Genomic DNA, 17,006 nt, shown 5'->3' on the forward strand with positions numbered 1-17,006 from the left:
GCATCACTATGCGGTCAGCACCACACAGCGCTCCGGCGGCAGCGAAAAAGCAAGCGAAGCGCCAACCGGCGGCGCTTCGGGCCAATCGAGCCGCACGCGGTGGGGGCCGAGGTCGACCGCCAGCCGCCAGCATCGGCCCTGGAAGGCGCTCGACAGAACCTTGCCCTGCAGACGGTTGTCCGGATAGGCGTTGGCCGGGCGTGCGTCTTCGGGACGGATGACGAGCATGCCGGCGCCAGGGCGTGCGCCCGGCGTGCGCACGGTTTCGGCGTCGCTCTCGGCGATTGTGAAGCGTTCGTCACGGACCTGTCCGTGAACGATCGAAAAGCCGCCGATGAAGCTGGCCACGAAGGAATCGGCGGGCGCCTCGTAGATCGCACGTGGTGTATCGAACTGGACGATCTCGCCTGCCCGCATGATGGCGATGCGGTCGGAGACCGCCATCGCCTCCGCCTGGTCATGCGTCACATAGACGACGGTGATGGCCTCGCGGCGCACCAGTTCCATCATCTCGATGCGCATATCCTCGCGCAGGGCCGCGTCGAGATTGCTCAGCGGCTCATCGAACAGCATCAGCGCTGGACGCGCCGCAAGGCAACGCGCGATGGCGACCCGCTGCTGCTGGCCGCCGGACAGTTCGGTCGGGTAACGATCCCTGTAGGGAGCAAGGCGGGTGACGTCGAGCGCGTGGGCGAGCCGCTGGGCGATGTCGCGATCCGAAAGCCGCTGTGAGCGCAGCCCGAAGGCCAGATTGTTGGCGACCGTCATGTGCGGCCACAGCGCATAGTCCTGGAAAACCATGCCGATCCGCCGCTTCTCGGCGGGGATGACCGACGTTTCGCTCCACACGACACGCCCGTCCAGCGTGATCGATCCGCTTTCGGGTTCGACCAGCCCAGCGATGATGCGCAGGAGCGTGGTCTTGCCGGAGCCGCTGGCGCCAAGAAGCGACACCACTTCGCCGGCATCGATCTTGAGATTGAGGTCGCTCAGGACCGGACGTCCACCGAGCGATTTGCAGATGCCGGCACAATGCAGGGAGGCGGTCATGACAAGGTTCCCGTTCTCGCGGCTTGACCGCTGCCCACGCCGGTATAGCCCACACTTCGACGCGGTTTGACGAACCGCCGAAGCGGGTACCAGACCAGCGCGGCACCGATGCCGGCGGCCGCCATGGCGACCAGCGCGATCGCCGATGCCAGCCCATCACGATCGTGGCTGAACAGTTTCAGGATGAGCGTCGGCGCCGGCGGCCCGCTCTGCGGAATGAGCATCTGCGAGATGGGCAACTCGAATACGGTGCGGATGAACGTCAGCAGAAAGGCCGTCACCACGCTCAGCAGCACCAGCGGCAAGGTGATCGCCAGCAGTCGCCGGATTGTCCCGACGCCATGCAGGCGCGCCGCGTCCGTCAGGCTCGGTGCCAACTGGCCGATGGCTGAAAGGATCACCACCAGACAGTAGGGAAGTGCTGCCGCGACATAGCCCATAACCAGCAGCGAGCCGTCGCCATAGTGGGGAAACGGCCAGTCGCGGAACCCCGGCAGGCGATTCCAGACCAGGATATAGCCGAAGCCGAGCACGATGCCCGGTATCGCCACCGATCCCAGCGACAGGCCGACGACGGCGCTGCGCAGCACCGGGCCCGCGCGATCGAGTTGCGCCGACAGGAGTAGGGCAAGCGAACTGGCGATAAGCGCCGTCAGCCCGGCGTAAAAGAGGCTGCGCAACAGGCCGTCATTGGCCGCGGTGTTCAGGCTGAGCGCCGCCACCACATTGGCACTGGTGAAGTTGCTCCAGATGAGCCCGTGACCCAGCGTCTGCGTCAGGGCGCGTGCCGCGATCGCGGCAAGCGGCAATGCCAGTGCGAGGAAAGCGATGGCCAGGGCCGCCGCCATGGCAAGCCAGCGCCACGCCCCGAGATTGTAAAGCCGGGCGGGCCTTGCGCGGCCGGAGATCAGGCGCGGATCGGCGCGGCGGCGCAGCAGCCTGTCCGCCACCACGACGAGCAGCACAAGGCTGAGCAGGATGAGCGCCTGGGCGCCGGCGGCGGGAAAGTCGACGGGGTAGTCGCTGGCGGCGGCGTAGATGCCGTAGGTCAGCACGCCGAAATTCGACATTCTGGCGATGGTCGAGGCCAGGCCGAAGTCGGACAGCACCTCGGCGAAGGTGGCGATGAAGCTCAAGGCGATGGCCGGCGCCAGCAAGGGGCCGTTGATGCGGAGCCAGATCCTGAGTGGCGTGGCACCGGAGAGCCGCGCGGCATCCTCCAGTTCGCTGCCCAGGCCGGCGAGCGCGCTGCCGATGATGAAGGCGGCCAGCGGAAACAGGCTGAGCGTGTGGACAAACACCAGGCCGGCCAGGCCGAAAAAAGCCGAGCTCAGCGCGGCAGGCAGCAGCCCGAACTGCGCCAGGTAACCGCCGGAGGACATCAGCAGCACCCAGGCGAGCGCCTTGAGATAGGACGGCGTCAGGAAAACCAGCCACGGCACGATTGAAATCGCTGTCCGCCCCGGAATGTCGCAGCGCTGGACCAGGACCGCGAAGGCGCCACCCAGCGCCGTCGTGGTGCAGGCGACGAGCATGCCGAGTTCAAGCGAATGCAGGACAGAGCCCGCGACATAGGGCGAGTTGAAGACGCGGGCCAGCGGCTCGAAACTCAGGCCGCTGCTGGCATCTTGCGCGGCAAACAGGCCGGGCATGACCGCCTGAACCAGCACCAGGGCAAGCGGCAATCCGATCAGCAGGCCAAACACGGCGTAAACCGCAAGTGGACCGCCATAGCGGGCGAGCGACGACAGACGGCCCAGCGGCGGTTTTCTGGCGCCGGCGCCGCGGGCAAAAGCCGCGGCGCCGGAATGCTGGACGATCGTCATTTCCCGAACAGCCGGGTCACTGGACGAAATTGGCCTTATACCACTGCTTCCACTCGGTCTCGTGAGCGGAGGCCACGGCATCGTCGAGATGCGTGTAGGTGATGTTCGTTTCACGGCCCGGCTTGGCGTTGATGCCCTTGATGATCGGGATGTAGAAGAAGTCGGTATCGTCGCCATTCTGCATGGCGGCCTGGCCTTCGGCGCTGGTGACGAAGTCGATGAATTTCCGCGCCGCATCCATGTGCTGGGTCTTGGCGCTGATGCCGAGGCCCTGCGGCAGCGACACCGAACCTTCGCTTGGATAGACCGCGACGACGGGTTCGCCGGCGGCGATCTTCGAGAAGATGGCGCTGTCTTGATTGATGCCGACCGAGGCATCGCCGGTCAGCACCGCCTTGTTCACCTTGCCGCCGCTCGACAGGCCCGACAGGGACTTGTTGGTCAGCGTCTTGGTCAACAGGGCCTTGCCGGCGTCGAGGCCGTTGGTCTGAAAGAAGCCGGCCAGCCATTGATAGGCAGGGCCCGACAGATTGGGATCCTTGGCCGCGACCTTGCCTGCGAAGGACTGAAGATCGGCCCACGACTTGGGCAGCTTGTCGGCGGGTACTTTCTTGGTGTTGACCTCGATGGCCGTGGTGCTGGTGCCGGTCGGCAGGAAAGCGTGGCTCTGCGGGATCAGCGACTTGCCGAGATCGGTGAATGCCACCTTATCGTAGGCGGCAGCGGGAATCGCCTGCAGCACGTGGTCGGCCGCCATGCGCTCCATGACGGCGGAGCCGTCGAGCCAGACGATATCGAACTGCGGGTTGCTGCCTTCGGCAGCGATCTTGCCCAGCGTCTCGCCGGTGCTGCCAGGCTCGACGACGTCGACCGTGAGACCGGTCTTGGCCTGGAAGGCCTTGGCCACCGGGCCAGCGAAATCGAGCGCATCATAAAGCACGAGGTCTGATGCCGAAGCAGGTGCTGCGGCGGTCAGCGCGCTCAAGCCAATTGCGAAGCAGAAAATGGTACGGGCGTTCATCTTGTTCTCCAGTGGATTTCCCATGGGCATAGTAAGCCCCATTGTATCATGTACGAACAAATTGAATGTTTTGTGTCACGCGCAGGAGTTTCTAGCTTTTATTGTTATTATTCTTGCGGACGCCGCGCTTTGTCCATGCCTTGTCGATCGCCCCACGAACCGTGCTCAGCCGCTCGAGGGCATCAAAGGCGGCTTCGCTGTTTCGTTTCGCCAGCCCGATGATCATCGCTTCGATGAGCACGATCGTGCCGCCATGCATGGCCAGGTGATCGGCCTTGCCGCGCGGTATTGGCAGCGTCTCGGCCACCTTGCCGGACACCAGTGGAGCCAGATTGTCGCTGATGAGCACGACCGGGACATCGACCTGCCTGGCTTGTTCGAGAATGATCTCGACCTCGCGGTAGAGCGGCGCATAGGCCATCATCAGCACGGCGTCGCCCTTGGCGAGCCACAGCAGGCGGTCGGCGAGCGCAATTCCCGATACCGACAGCGCGCTGGTCGGCAGGCCAATCCGGTTGAATTGCAAACTGGCATAGTCGGCCATGACGCCCGATGGACCGATGCCGAAGACATGGCGGCGATTGGCCTGCGCCAGAATGTCGATGCTGCGCTCGAACGCGGCCGCCATCTCCGGACGCTTCAGCACGTCGAGCACGCTCTCGTGGATGTCGATCACATGTCGCAATGCGCCAGCGCTGTCGTCGCCGGTCTCCTGCAAGGTGCGCGCCAGGCGCTTGCCGGGGGATGGCGTGCCGGTCAGGTCCGACAGCAGCATCTGGCGAAGCGCCGAGAGGCTTTCGAAGCCAAGCGAGCGCGCCGTCCTAACGACGGTGGCGTCGCTTGTGCCGGCCAATTCGGCGATCTCGGCCGCCGATCCCAGCAGGACGGACTGCTTCTGGTCGACGAAGAACCGCGCCATGCGCTGCTCGGCGGGCGGCAGATTTTCGAGCGCCGCCTGGACCCGGGCATCGACCGTCGCCTTCCGATCTTTCGAGGCATCATATGTCATGTCGGGCGGTCATTTTTCTGGCTGTAGCAATTGCAACGGGCGCCACCATCCGAAATGTCTATTACAAGGATGTGACAATGGCGGTCGGCCCAGGCGAACATGTCTGCCTGCCGAAAGACGAGCGGCCGCAAACCGCCGGAAGCGGCGGCCGTTGCCTCGTGAGGTGCGAAAATCGAGCTGTAGGGCGGAGGGCCTAGATCATGCCCGACATGTCGGAAAAGGCCATTGCCTTGCGCAGCAGTTCGGCGAAGCGCTCGCCAGCCGCCTCGCGCGGACCGCTGTTGTCGATCGTGGTGACGCCGGGACCGGACAAGGTCACATTGGCGCTGCGCGCCAGCCGGGCCAGCACTTCGCCGCGCGATTCCCGGCCGCGCATTGCCAGTCGCTCGGCCAGCACGTCAGGCGAAGCAGTGATCTCGACAATGGCCAGATTGGCGTAGCGCTCGCGCAAGGAGGGTATGATCGAACGCGACACGTTCGCCACCGCGACATGGCCATTGGCGACCGACCAGTCGACATCGGCGGGCAGGCCATAGCGCAACCCATGCGCCTCCCAGGAGATGGCGAAGGCGCCGTCAGCCTCGGCCTCGACAAAGGCGGCATCGGCCAGCGTGTCGTGATCCTCGCTCGCCGCATCGCTCGGCCTGGTGATGACGCGGCGCACGAATTCCAGCCGGCTCTCGTCGGCAAAAAGCGCGCGGGCGTAGCCGATCACCGTGTCCTTGCCGGCACCGCTTGGGCCTACGACCGCTACAAACACGCCATGGCGGATCGGGAACGTTTCGGCGGACAACTCACGCTCGATCAAGGCCGACACCATCATGCGACCCGGCGCCCCTGCCGCCATACGGTGCGCACGACCGGAACATGATCGTCGACGCGCACGCGCACCAGATCGGCGCGGCGGCCCTGTTCGATGATGCCGCGGTCGGTCAGGCCAACGGCTTCGGCCGGGTTTTTCGAAACCATGGCGACCGCCTGCGGCAGCGAAATGCCTTCGACCATGTCGCCGAGGAAGAAGGCGGACTGGATCAGGCTGAAGGGGATATAGTCGGATGACAGAATGTCGAGCAGGCCGTTGCCGGCCAGCGTGCGTGCCGAGACATTGCCCGAATGCGAGCCGCCGCGCATGACGTTGGGCGCGCCCATCAGCACGCCGAGTCCGGCGGCTTTCGAAGCCCGCGCCGCTTCCTCGGTGGTCGGAAACTCGGCGACCCGGACGCCTTGCTCGATCGCCTCGTCGACATGGCTTGTCGTCGCATCGTCATGGCTCGCCAGAACGATGCCGCGCTCATGGCAGGCCGCCGCGATGAAGACCCGGTTTGGGCCGGAATTGCTTGCCGATTCGCCCATTCGCTTCTCGCAGAATTTCTGGAAGTCCTGGTCGCTCAGCTTCAGCTTGCGCTGGTAATAATAGGCATAGGTCTCGAGATTGACGAACTGGCGCTGGCCCGGCGCATGGTCCATCAGCGACGCCAATTTCACCCGGTCGTCAGTCTCGAAATTGGCAAAGGCCCGCAGGCAGTCCGGCGCCGAAACTTCGCAGCGCAGATGGATAAAGTGGTCGGCGCGCAGCCGGTCTTCCCGCACGCTGTCCTCGATCGCATCGGCGAGCTTGCGGATGTCGTCCGAGGTCAGGTCGGCGTCTTCATCCATGCCGACCCGCAAGGCGTCGAGCACGGTGGTGATGCCGGCGGTCGCGACCTGCGCGTCATGGGCGAGCACGGCCGCGATAGGGTTCCAGCGCACCTTCGGCCGCGGCGCGTAATGGCCTTCGAGATGGTCGGTATGCAGTTCGACCAGTCCCGGAATTATATAGTCGCCGCCCATGTCGTCGCCGGTTCGGGCAGCACCTGGATCGATGCCGGTGATTAAGCCGTCACGCAGCACCAGCGAACCCTCGACGATCTCGTCGGCAAGCACGATGCGGGCGTTGGAAAGAACAGTCTCGGCGGTCATTTCGGGCAGTCCTCGGTTATCTCCGGCCGGAGCTATTCCGGCAGGCGGTCAGGCGGTTTTTCTGGTCGGGCGCCGTCCCAGCGCGTGCTGCGAAAGCACCAGGAATGGCGCGCCTGGTTCGGGTTCGACGAACAGCGTCAGTCCATCCACCAGCACCGGCTGCCGAAGCACATCCGCGAACAGGCTGTCGATTGCCGCGCGCAGACGAGGGCTTTCCTGTGGCCCTGCCCGCCCGGACAGCGTCATATGAAAGCGGAACGTCTCGAAGACATAGGGGTAACCCCACTGGCAGAGATTGCGGAACTCGGCCGGCTTCAGCGAATCCGGACTGCGCCGTTCGATCTCGGCTTCGGTCAGCGGCGCACGGAACCGGTCGAAATCGCGCACGACGTCGTCGGCGAAGCGGTTGAGCGGCGGCAGCGGACCGTCCGGCACCAGCGCGAAAAAGCTGTCGATCTGGCTGACGACGAGACGCGGGATCGTCACCACCGGCGTCGCCTCGGCGAATTGGTCGAGTGCCGCGCGCAGCGAACTCTCTGTCTCGTTCACCGCAAGACGGAACGGAGCTTTCAGCGTCGCGTGGAAGCCATAGCGGCGCGCCGAAGCGGTGTGGAAGGCAACTTCCGCCGCCGCAAGGTCGGCCACGGCCTCAACCGGCTTTGTCGCCGCGCCGAACGGGTCGCGGCCCAGCCAGTTGGCGGCGATCCGCGCCAGCGGTTCGTCCTGCCGGGGGGCGAAATAGATGGCATAACGCATGGCAAGTCCTCATCAGATCCGTTGCCATAGGTGATTTCCATGACGGATTGACGAAGCTTTGAAGGGTTTTCGAAGGCAAATCGCTCCTCAGTTCCTTAGCCGACGATTTTTCCGAGCTGGACCAATAGCTTCACCGGTCCCGCCCCGATTCTCAGGCCTTCATCAACCATTCGTGCTCGGGGGCATTGTGGAATTTCCACGTCCGCTTGGGTCCGGCCATGACGTTGAGATAGTAGAGGTCGTAGCCGTGGCAGGCGGCGCAGGGGTGATAGCCCTTGGGCACCAGCACCACGTCGCCATCCTCGATCGCCATGGCCTCGTCCAGCGCGCGATGGCCATCCTTGTCGGCGTCGGTATAGACGCGTTGGAAGGCGAAGCCCTGCGGCGGGTTGAGGCGGTGATAGTAGGTTTCCTCGAGATAGGATTCGGCGGGCAGATTGTCCTGGTCATGCTTGTGCGGCGGATAGCTCGACGTATGGCCGCCCGGCGTGATGACCTCGACCACAAGCAAGGAATCGGCCGGCTCGCCTTCCGGCAGGATGTTGGTGACGTAGCGCGTATTGGTGCCCTTGCCGCGCACCTCCTGGCCGAGATCGTCCGGCCCGATCACCCGAACCGGCAACCCGCCGCCCAGGCCCGGCGCCGAGCAGACCGCCAGTTCCAGCTCGGTATCGGCTGTTACCGACCAGTCCGATCCCTCGGGAACATAGACCGACCACGGCTTGCCATCGAAGGGCGACATTCGCTCGCCGAGCACCCCAAGATCCTTGCCTCCGGTGGTGGCGGTGCCCTTGCCGGTCACGAACACCAGGCAGACCTCGCGATCGGCCGTTTGGCCCGAGGCACTTTCGCCCGGCTTCAGCCGATGCAGGTCGAAACCGACATACGTCCAGCCGGCGCTTTTCGGCGTCACATGGGCAACGCGGCCATGGCCCTTGTCGGCCTTCACCAGCAGTTTCGACATTTTTGTCTCCTATTCCGTTGGCTTGAAGGATTCCCTGAAGCCAAGCCGCCTGTTTGAAAGGGTGCAGTGCTTCTAACTTCGTCATCCTAGGGCGCAGCAAGGAGCGTAGCGACGCAGCGCAGACCCTAGGATCCATGCCAAGACTTTGAAGCTGGTGTGACGGTGCAGAATTCCGCTCCGCTGTGCCCTTCGGCCGAGGTAACGGCATGGATCCCAGGGTCTCCGCGACGGAGCTTCGCTCCTGCTTCGCCCTAGGATGACGAAGTTGGAAGGGCGCCGGCCGAAGATTTGCGAAGGCCATGCTAATCGCCAACGCATAGGATCAGTCACTCCTTCGCTTCGGGCTCGGCCGTTGCCTTGCTCTCGTCGGCCGGCTTGTAGAGGTAAAAAAACTGCCAGACGCCATAGCCGGCAAAGCCGAGCGCGATGACGCCCCAGAACGGCGTGCCGGTGGCGAACTCGATGACCGACCAGAGGACGCAGACCGCGACGACGGCGACGCGCCGCCAAAGTGGTCGGAAGAAGGGATGTTCGGAATCTTTCATCAGCCCAATCTATAGCAACCCGCCTCGCGGGGAACCCTCGCGTCAGGCATGCGGAAAACCTTGCGTTTCGACCGTGTAGCCGGCGGCCGTCATCACCCGCATCAGTTCCTTGTAGCCGACCTGCGCCATCCTGAGCGGCGGGTTCTCTTTCGGATCCTGCTCGGCCTCCACCACGAACCAGCCCTCATAACCATGATCGGCGAAGCGCTGCACGATGGCGCCGAAATCCAGCGAGCCGTCGCCCGGTACCGTGAAGGCGCCGAGCGCCACGGCATCGAGGAAGGATTGCTTCGTACGGTCGAGCTTGTCGATCACGCCCATGCGCACATCCTTCACGTGGACATGGTTGATGCGCCTGTGGTGGTTGTCGATGGCGCGCAGCACATCGCCGCCAGCGAAGGCCAGGTGGCCGGCATCGAGCAGCAGCGGAATACCTTCGCCGGAATGGCGCATGAAGGCATCGAGTTCCGGCTCGGTCTCGACCACCGCCGCCATATGATGGTGGTAGGACAGCGGCATGCCCTGTTCGGCACACCATTCGCCGAACTCGGTCAGGCGCCGGCCATACGCCCTCATCTCGTCGCTGGTGAGTTTCGGCTTAGTGGCAAGCGGCTTGGAACGGTCGCCCTGGATCGAGCGGCCGACCTCGCCATAGACGATGCAGGGCGCGTTGACCGCCTTGAACAAGTCGATCATCGGCTGGATGCGATCCTTGTTCTTGGCCATGTCCTCATCGACCAGCGTGCCCGAGAACCAGCCGCCGCACAGCGTCACGTCGGCCGCCTTCAGGATCGGCAGCATGACAGCGGGATCGTTGGGAAAACGCCGGCCCATCTCCATGCCGGTGAAGCCAGCCGAACGCGACTGGCGCAGGCACTCCTCCAGCGACACATCATCGCTGAGTTCGGCAAGATCGTCGTTCCACCATGCAATGGGGGACATGCCCAGTTTGGCTTTCAAGTCGTCACTCCAGTTTCAAAACAGGTCATTCTTTGGCCGTCAGTGCCGCCCCTCATCCGCCTGCCGGCACCTTCTCCCCGTATAGGGACGGGTAAGGGGCTGATCACGACGCTGGCGACCCCTCTCCCCGTTCTTACGGGGAGAGGGTAAGGGTGAGGGGCGGCGCTGACATTAGTCACCGACACTCTGCATCTGCCGCTTCTCGTCATAGGCCTTGCGTGCCGCGTTCACTTGTGGCCGCGCGGAGACTTCCGGCACCGCCACGTCCCACCAGTGGCCGCCGGCATCGGTCGAGACCAGCGGGTCGGTGTCGATGACCAGCACGGTGGTGCGGTCGTTTGTCTTCGCCTTCCGCAGCGCGTTTTCCAGCTCGGCGATCGACGGCACCTTCTCGGCAATCGCCCCCATGCTCGCCGCATGCGCGGCAAAGTCAACATCGGGCAGGATCTCGTGGCGCGAGTCTTTCAGCAGATTGTTGAAGTTGGCGCCGCCGGTTGCCATCTGCAGCCGGTTGATGCAGCCGAAACCCCTGTTGTCGAGCAGCACGATGGTCAGCTTCAAACCGAGCATCACCGAGGTGGCGATCTCGGAATTGAGCATCAGGTAGGAGCCGTCGCCGATCATGACGACGACCTCTTCGTCCGGCTTCGCCATCTTGGCGCCAAGCCCGCCGGCTATCTCGTAGCCCATGGTCGAGAAGCCGTATTCGGCATGGTAGGAGCCGGGCGTGCCGGCCTGCCAGAGCTTGTGCAGTTCTCCCGGCAGGCCGCCGGCCGCATGCAGCAGGGTCACGCCGGAGCCCATGGCCCGCTGCACGGCGCCGATCACCTGCGCGTCGGAGGGGAAAGCGACGTTGGTCGACGCCGTCACCTTGGCCGCGTCGGACTGCCAGATCTTCTTGCCCTTGGCCGCATTCTCGGTCCAGACGGCGGGCGCCTTCCAGCCCTTCAGCGCGGCGCCGAGTTCGGCGAGACCCTCGGCCGCATCGGCGACCAGCGGCAGCGCGCGGTGCTTGCCGGCATCGAAAGGCTGCACGTTGAGCCCGATGATGGTCTTGCCGGAGTTCTTGAACAGCGCCCAAGAGCCGGTGGTGAAATCCTGCAGCCGCGTGCCGATGGCCAGCACCACATCGGCTTCCTCAGCCAGCCGGTTGGCGGCCGAAGTGCCGGTGACGCCGACCGCCGCCATATTGAGCGGATGACCGTCCGGCAGCGAGGACTTGCCGCCTTGCGTCTCGCAGACCGGAATGCCGGCACCCCCGGCGAATCTGGCCAACTCATCCGATGCCTGCGAATAGAGGACGCCGCCGCCGGCGATGATCAGCGGCTTCTTCGCGCCCTTGAGTGTTGCGACGGCCGCGGCAAGCTCGCCGCGATCCGGACGCGGCCGGCGCTGATGCCAGACCCGTTCGACGAAGAAGCTCTCCGGATAGTCATAGGCCTCGGCCTGCACATCCTGGCACAGCGACAGCGTCACCGGCCCGCAATCGGCCGGATCGGTCAGCACCTGCATCGCGCGGCTCAACGCCGGGATGATCTGCTCTGGCCGCGTGATGCGGTCGAAATAGCGCGAGACCGGACGGAAACAGTCGTTGACGGTCGCGGTGCCGTCGGAAAAATCCTCGGCCTGCTGCAGCACCGGATCGGGAATGCGGTTGGCGAAGACATCGCCAGGCAGGAACAGAACCGGCAAGCGGTTGACATGGGCGAGTGCGGCAGCCGTCACCATGTTGAGCGCGCCCGGCCCGATCGAAGAGGTCGCGGCCATGAAGCGGCGGCGGAAATTGGCCTTGGCATAAGCGATCGCCGCATGCGCCATCGCCTGTTCGTTGTGGGCGCGAAAAGTCGGCAAGTCGTCGCGCACCTGGTAGAGCGCCTCGCCGATGCCGGCGACATTGCCATGGCCGAAGATCGCCCAGACACCGCCGAAGATCGGCATTTTTTTTCCGTCGATCTCGGTCATCTGGTGGGACAGGAAGCGGGTCAACGCCTGCGCCATCGTCAGGCGGATTGTCTTGCTCATGGTCTTTTCCTTCGCAGTCCTTGTGCCGCGCCTGTTATGCTGCCTTGCGGCCGCGCGCGGCAAGCCACGCTTCGGTCAGTTGCTCGAAGCGCGACGCCATGTCGGCGACGGCCTCGTCATCGGACATCCTGCCGGCGAGCCACTCTTCGGCGGCGTGGACGAAGATTGTGCGGCCAACGGCAAAACCCTTGACGATCGGTGCCTTGGCCGTGGCGGCGAAAGCGGCTTCCAGCTCGTCCTGCGGCGCCTCGAGCCCAAGCAGCACGATGCCCCGGCACCAGGGATCATGTTTCAGGATGACAGCCTCGATCCTGGCCCAGGCGCCGGCCGAGGCCTGCGGCTCGAGCTTCCACCAGTCAGGCTTGATACCGAGCGCGTAAAGCTCCTCCAACGCGCGCGGGATGGTCGTGTCGTCGAGCTTGCCGTGCTTCCCGGCAATGATTTCGACCAGCAATTCGCGGCCGACCTTGCGCGCGGCCTCGAACAGCGCGCGCAGCTTCTGCTGTTGTTCTTCCTTCAAGGCCGCCGGATCGTCGGGATGGTAGAAGCACAGGCACTTGATGCAGTGATCGACAGGCCATTCGGCAAGCTGCGAGCCGATGTCCTGCGAAAACTCGAAGCGCAGCGGTCGTGATCCCGGAAGTTCCACCGGGCGGCCAAGCCAGGCGAAGGGATGGCGGGCGAACTCGAACATCGCCTCGCGGCCATGTTTCTCGTCGATCAGCATGCCGTAGCCATCACGGCCGGCGGCGACCTTTGCCGCCGCCCTGACAGCCAGCACCTTGAAATCGCGGATGCGCGCAGGATCGGCGCCGGCCTTGGCCGCGACGTCCTCGAGCTGCACGCGATGGTCGCAGGCGAGCGCCATCAGCGAAGGGATCTCGCGCCGGCGCGTGGTCGCCCAATGGATGTGGTTGATCGCCTCGTCCTTGCGCAGAGCCCGGTGCCTGCTGCCGTTCTTCAGAAAGAACTGCAGCTCCTCGAAGGTTGGATATTCCGGTGCGCAAAGCAGCCGCGAAACGGCGAAGGCGCCGCAGGCATTGGCCCAGGTCGCCGCTGTTTCCAGGTTTTCGCCGCCGAGCCAGCCGCGCAGCAAGCCGGACATGAAGGCGTCGCCTGCGCCCAGCACATTGTAGATCTCGATCGGGAAACCCTTGCCGACGACGCCGTCCTCGAGATCGTCGCTGATCGGCCCGTCATAGACGATGCAGCCCATGGCGCCGCGCTTGAGCACGATGGTGGCGGAGGACAGTGAGCGGATCGTCTTCAGCGCGCTCAGGCAGTCGTCGGCGCCAGAGGCGATCATGATCTCTTCCTCAGTGCCGACGATGAGGTCGCAATCGGGCAGCACCGTCTTCAACTGGGCCGAGACCCGGTCCGACTTCACATAGCGCTCGAAGCCCTCGGCATGGCCGGCGAGGCCCCATAAATTCGGGCGATAGTCGATGTCGAAGACAACCTTGCCGCCCTTGGCCTTCATGATGCGGATCGCCTTGCGCTGGGCGGCGTCGCTGTTGGGGCGCGAAAAATGCGTGCCGGTGACCACTATCGAGCGCGCCGAGGCGATGAAAGCCTCGTCGATGTCTTCCGGCGCCAACGCCATGTCGGCGCAGTCGGTGCGGTAGAAGATCATCGGCGAAACGCCTTCGCTCTCGACCGAGAGCAGCACCAGGGCGGTCAGCCGTTCCTTGTCGGTCTTCAGACCGTCGACGTTGACGCCTTCGCGCTTGAGCTGTTCGCGGATGAAGCGGCCCATCTGCTCGTCGCCGACGCGCGTCAGCAGCGCCGAACGCAGGCCGAGCCTCGCCGTGCCGACCGAAATGTTGGCCGGGCAGCCGCCGACCGACTTGGCGAACGAAGTGATGTCTTCCAGCCGCGAGCCGATCTGCTGGCCATAGAGGTCGACGGAAGCACGACCGATGGTGATGACGTCGAGCGGCGCCTGTTTCGCGTCCACGGCTTCGCTCATTGGAACCTCCCGTCGGTCTGTTGTCATGAACAACATTGTTTGGGCAACACGCGCGAGCGGCAGCGTGGCGCCGGCAATATGAAATAATAATTCCAATCCATAGTCAATATGGAATGAGCATTCCCGTACTGAAAACTGCGCGGCCATGATCCCGGACCGAAGGCGGGAAGCGATGGGCGGTGTCCGATTTCCGGTCTCGCCCAAGCCTTCTCGGGGTCAAATTCAGGTTCTTCGCTTGCGGCTTGCGTCGCGCCGCTTCTCGCCGACCCCGACGGTCAGAGCCATGGCCAGCGCCATCGTTGCCGACAGCGAGCGGAAGCCAGCGAAGTCCGCCTCGGCAACCTCGAACCAGACCCTGGCGAACTGGGCAAGCGGCGAAAAAGAGCTGTCGGTGATGGCGACGATCGGCACGCCCTGTTCCGAAATGCTGCGCGCTTCCTCGATCGTCGCAGGCGCATAGGGTGAGAAGCTGATGGCGATGACGGCGTCCGCCGGCGTCGCGAAGCCGACCATCTCGGCGTTCAGGCCGGCGGCCGATTCGATCAGCTGGTTGCGGATCTTCAACTTGCCCAGCGCGTAGGCGATGTAGGTCGCCACCGGGTAGGAGCGCCGCTTGGCCAGCACATAGATGGTCTGCGCCTTCGCCAGCAGGGAAATCGCGTCTTCCAGATGCGCGTCATCCAGTGTGCGCGAAATGTCGTTAAGCGAAGTGCTGGCGGCGGCGACGAACCCGTCAAAGATCGCCCGGTGGCCGGCGCCGGTATCGGCCTTGGCGCGCAGCGCCTGCAGCCGTTCGTCATAGGAGGAGTTGCGCTCACGCAGCCGCTCGCGAAACACCTGCTGCAGGCTGGTGAAGCCGTCGAAGCCAAGCTGCTGGGCAAAGCGGATCAGGGTCGAAGGCTGTACGCCGGCCGAGGCGGCGATGCTTGCAGCGGTGCCAAAGGCGATGTCGTCCGGATTGTCGAGCGCATAGGCGGCGATCTGGGCGATACGCTTCGGCAGGCTCTCGCGCCGATCCAGGATAGTGGCGCGCAGCGTCTCGAAGTCGCGAGGTACCAGTTCGTCCATCGTCGGCCCGTTCAAGCTCATCCGTGAAGCGTCCTCTCTGCCTCATCATAGCGAGCTTGTGCAAGAACGCCATAAAAAATGAGGCAGACATTCCATTCCCGAAGAAAATGGATTAATTCATCCAATCGGCGCTTCAAGCAGTGGAGAAATCGCGGATGGTCGGCGTAGGTCTTATCGGCACGGGCTTCATGGGCAAATGCCACGCCATCGCGTGGAGCGCTGTCGGCGCAGTCTTTCCCGACGTTGCCAAGCCGCGGCTGGTCCATCTCGGCGAGGTCAACGAGGATCTCGCCAGGCGCAAGGCCGGCGAATTCGGCTTCGCCAGGGCGTCCGGCGACTGGCGCGCCGTCGTCAACGACCCGGAGGTCGATATCGTCTCGCTGACCACGCCCAACCAGTTCCATCCGGAGATGGCCATCGCCATCCTTGAAGCCGGCAAGCATCTGTGGTGCGAAAAGCCGATGGCGCCGAGCTTTGCCGAAGCCGAGGCGATGGCCGCTGCGGCCAAGAAATCAGGCAAGGTCGCGGCTCTTGGCTACAACTACATCCAGAGCCCGGCCATCCGCCACATCGGCGCGCTGCTCGACGAGAAAATCATCGGCGAGGTCAACCATCTGCGCATCGAGATGGATGAGGATTTCATGGCCGATCCCGAGGCGCTGTTCTTCTGGAAGCACGAGGCCGCTTCGGGCTATGGCGCGCTCGACGATTTCGCCGTGCATCCGCTGTCGCTGGTCTCTGTGCTGTTCGGACGCGTCACCAGCGTCATCTGCGACATGGCCAAGCCCTATGCCGACCGCAAGCTGGCGGCCGGCGGGCGCCGCGCGGTCGAAACCTACGACATCGCCAGCGTGCTGATGCATCTGGAAAACGGCATTGCCGGCACGCTCCAGGTCAACCGCTCGGCCTGGGGCCGCAAGGGCCGCATCGCCGTCCAGATTTTTGGCTCCAAGGGCTCGATACTCTTCGATCAGGAGCGGATGAACGAATTCCAGCTTTACCTCACATCGGACCGCCCGACCGAACAGGGTTATCGCACCATCCTGGTGGCGCCGCACCACAAGCCGTACGACGCCTTTGTGCCGGCGCCCGGTCATGGCCTCGGCTTCAACGATCTCAAGATCATCGAGTGCCGCGAATTGCTGACGCGGCTCGCCGGCAAGCCGGCGCGGCTCATCGAATTCGCGCAAGGCCTGGAGATCGAGCGCACCGTGCACGCCATGGCGCGCTCGTTCGAGGAGAAGCGCTGGGTCGATGTGCGGTAGCGGCGGCTTGGCCGCCGATCGAGCGCTATCCAGCGGGGAACACATATGATGCCACGCCCGCTGCTAGCTTTAACGTCGGCGCCGTCCCTCATTGCCCTGCCGGGCCTTCGCCACGGATTTCGCCAGTTTCCCGCACTGCAGGGCAAGCGCCAAGGCCGAAACCGCTCCCTTCTCCCCGTCACTACAGGGGGAGAAGATGCCGGCAGGCAGATGAGGGGCAGCGCCGACATTTCAAATCAATCAGTTGGTGCTGATCGCGGGGCACACCGGTCGGTGCTACTCGCGAACGGCGGCAAACGTCTCAGTTACCAGCGGTGGTATTCGTCTCCCACCCGTTCACCCAGACCTGCCGCAAGCCGTCGCCTTTGCCTTTGAACCACGGCTCGGTCGGGGCATCCTCGATGCGATCGTTGCGGAATTGCAGATCGCCTGGCGGAGTTCACACCAGGCGACGATGTTGGCGGTTTCAGCGTAGGAGTTGAGCGGGGTCGGGCGGATCAGGCGCCTGCAGGCGCGGTCAGGCTTGTCGGCCGAGCTTCTGCTCGTTGAGGATTGCGCGGCGCACCGGCGCCAGGTCGGTCGCTCCGGCCGA

At 64.4% G+C, this 17,006-nt stretch carries 14 protein-coding genes and 1 pseudogene; 1 reads left to right on the forward strand and 14 read right to left on the reverse strand.

The window, feature by feature from the left end; translation table 11 throughout:
- Positions 1-6 precede the first annotated feature (6 nt).
- From FJ548_RS09360 to FJ548_RS09420, 13 genes are all read right to left on the reverse strand, one after another.
- Positions 7-1,050 (reverse strand): ABC transporter ATP-binding protein, encoded by a 1,044-nt coding sequence (locus FJ548_RS09360; RefSeq protein WP_140612642.1) that lies wholly within the window; start codon positions 1,048-1,050, stop codon positions 7-9.
- Positions 1,047-2,876, reverse strand: coding sequence for an ABC transporter permease subunit (locus FJ548_RS09365; RefSeq protein ID WP_181168743.1), 1,830 nt, complete (start codon positions 2,874-2,876; stop codon positions 1,047-1,049). Before FJ548_RS09365 ends, FJ548_RS09360 begins: the two co-directional genes overlap by 4 nt.
- Positions 2,877-2,892: 16 nt before the next feature.
- Positions 2,893-3,897, reverse strand: a complete 1,005-nt coding sequence (locus FJ548_RS09370) for an extracellular solute-binding protein (RefSeq protein ID WP_181165732.1) — start codon at positions 3,895-3,897, stop codon at positions 2,893-2,895.
- Between the two features lie 91 nt (positions 3,898-3,988).
- Positions 3,989-4,906 carry a MurR/RpiR family transcriptional regulator gene (locus FJ548_RS09375; protein ID WP_140777705.1) on the reverse strand — a complete coding sequence of 306 codons (918 nt, stop codon included), beginning with the start codon at positions 4,904-4,906 and terminating at the stop codon, positions 3,989-3,991.
- Between the two features lie 193 nt (positions 4,907-5,099).
- Complete coding sequence (phnN, locus tag FJ548_RS09380; protein WP_181165731.1) at positions 5,100-5,729, reverse strand: phosphonate metabolism protein/1,5-bisphosphokinase (PRPP-forming) PhnN; 630 nt, start codon at positions 5,727-5,729, stop codon at positions 5,100-5,102.
- Positions 5,726-6,865, reverse strand: coding sequence for an alpha-D-ribose 1-methylphosphonate 5-triphosphate diphosphatase (locus tag FJ548_RS09385; protein ID WP_140612634.1), 1,140 nt, complete (start codon positions 6,863-6,865; stop codon positions 5,726-5,728). Before FJ548_RS09385 ends, phnN begins: the two co-directional genes overlap by 4 nt.
- A gap of 48 nt (positions 6,866-6,913) precedes the next feature.
- Positions 6,914-7,621 (reverse strand): DUF1045 domain-containing protein, encoded by a 708-nt coding sequence (locus tag FJ548_RS09390; RefSeq protein ID WP_140612632.1) that lies wholly within the window; start codon positions 7,619-7,621, stop codon positions 6,914-6,916.
- A gap of 151 nt (positions 7,622-7,772) precedes the next feature.
- The gene (iolB, locus tag FJ548_RS09395; RefSeq protein ID WP_140777706.1) at positions 7,773-8,585 is read right to left on the reverse strand and encodes a 5-deoxy-glucuronate isomerase; all 813 of its coding nucleotides are present in this window, start codon (positions 8,583-8,585) and stop codon (positions 7,773-7,775) included.
- A 326-nt stretch (positions 8,586-8,911) separates the two neighbouring features.
- On the reverse strand, positions 8,912-9,130 hold the full coding sequence (locus FJ548_RS09400; protein WP_140606613.1) for a DUF3329 domain-containing protein: 219 nt from the start codon (positions 9,128-9,130) through the stop codon (positions 8,912-8,914).
- Between the two features lie 42 nt (positions 9,131-9,172).
- Positions 9,173-10,090: a myo-inosose-2 dehydratase gene (gene iolE / locus FJ548_RS09405; protein WP_140777707.1), complete on the reverse strand. Its 918-nt coding sequence runs from the start codon at positions 10,088-10,090 to the stop codon at positions 9,173-9,175.
- Between the two features lie 171 nt (positions 10,091-10,261).
- Complete coding sequence (gene iolD, locus FJ548_RS09410; RefSeq protein WP_140777708.1) at positions 10,262-12,112, reverse strand: 3D-(3,5/4)-trihydroxycyclohexane-1,2-dione acylhydrolase (decyclizing); 1,851 nt, start codon at positions 12,110-12,112, stop codon at positions 10,262-10,264.
- A 34-nt stretch (positions 12,113-12,146) separates the two neighbouring features.
- Positions 12,147-14,081, reverse strand: coding sequence for a 5-dehydro-2-deoxygluconokinase (iolC, locus tag FJ548_RS09415; RefSeq protein ID WP_140777709.1), 1,935 nt, complete (start codon positions 14,079-14,081; stop codon positions 12,147-12,149).
- A 222-nt stretch (positions 14,082-14,303) separates the two neighbouring features.
- Complete coding sequence (locus FJ548_RS09420) at positions 14,304-15,149, reverse strand: MurR/RpiR family transcriptional regulator (protein ID WP_181168745.1); 846 nt, start codon at positions 15,147-15,149, stop codon at positions 14,304-14,306.
- 155 nt (positions 15,150-15,304) lie between these two features.
- Here FJ548_RS09420 and FJ548_RS09425 point away from each other — a divergent pair, with 155 nt between their 5' ends.
- Positions 15,305-16,414 (forward strand): Gfo/Idh/MocA family oxidoreductase, encoded by a 1,110-nt coding sequence (locus FJ548_RS09425; RefSeq protein WP_140777710.1) that lies wholly within the window; start codon positions 15,305-15,307, stop codon positions 16,412-16,414.
- 301 nt (positions 16,415-16,715) lie between these two features.
- On the opposite strand, the pseudogene FJ548_RS30365 reads toward FJ548_RS09425, so the two are convergent.
- A pseudogene (locus FJ548_RS30365) lies at positions 16,716-17,006 on the reverse strand (WYL domain-containing protein); the annotation flags it as partial.

The sequence above is a fragment of the Mesorhizobium sp. B2-4-17 genome (assembly GCF_006441275.1).
Lineage (GTDB): Bacteria > Pseudomonadota > Alphaproteobacteria > Rhizobiales > Rhizobiaceae > Mesorhizobium.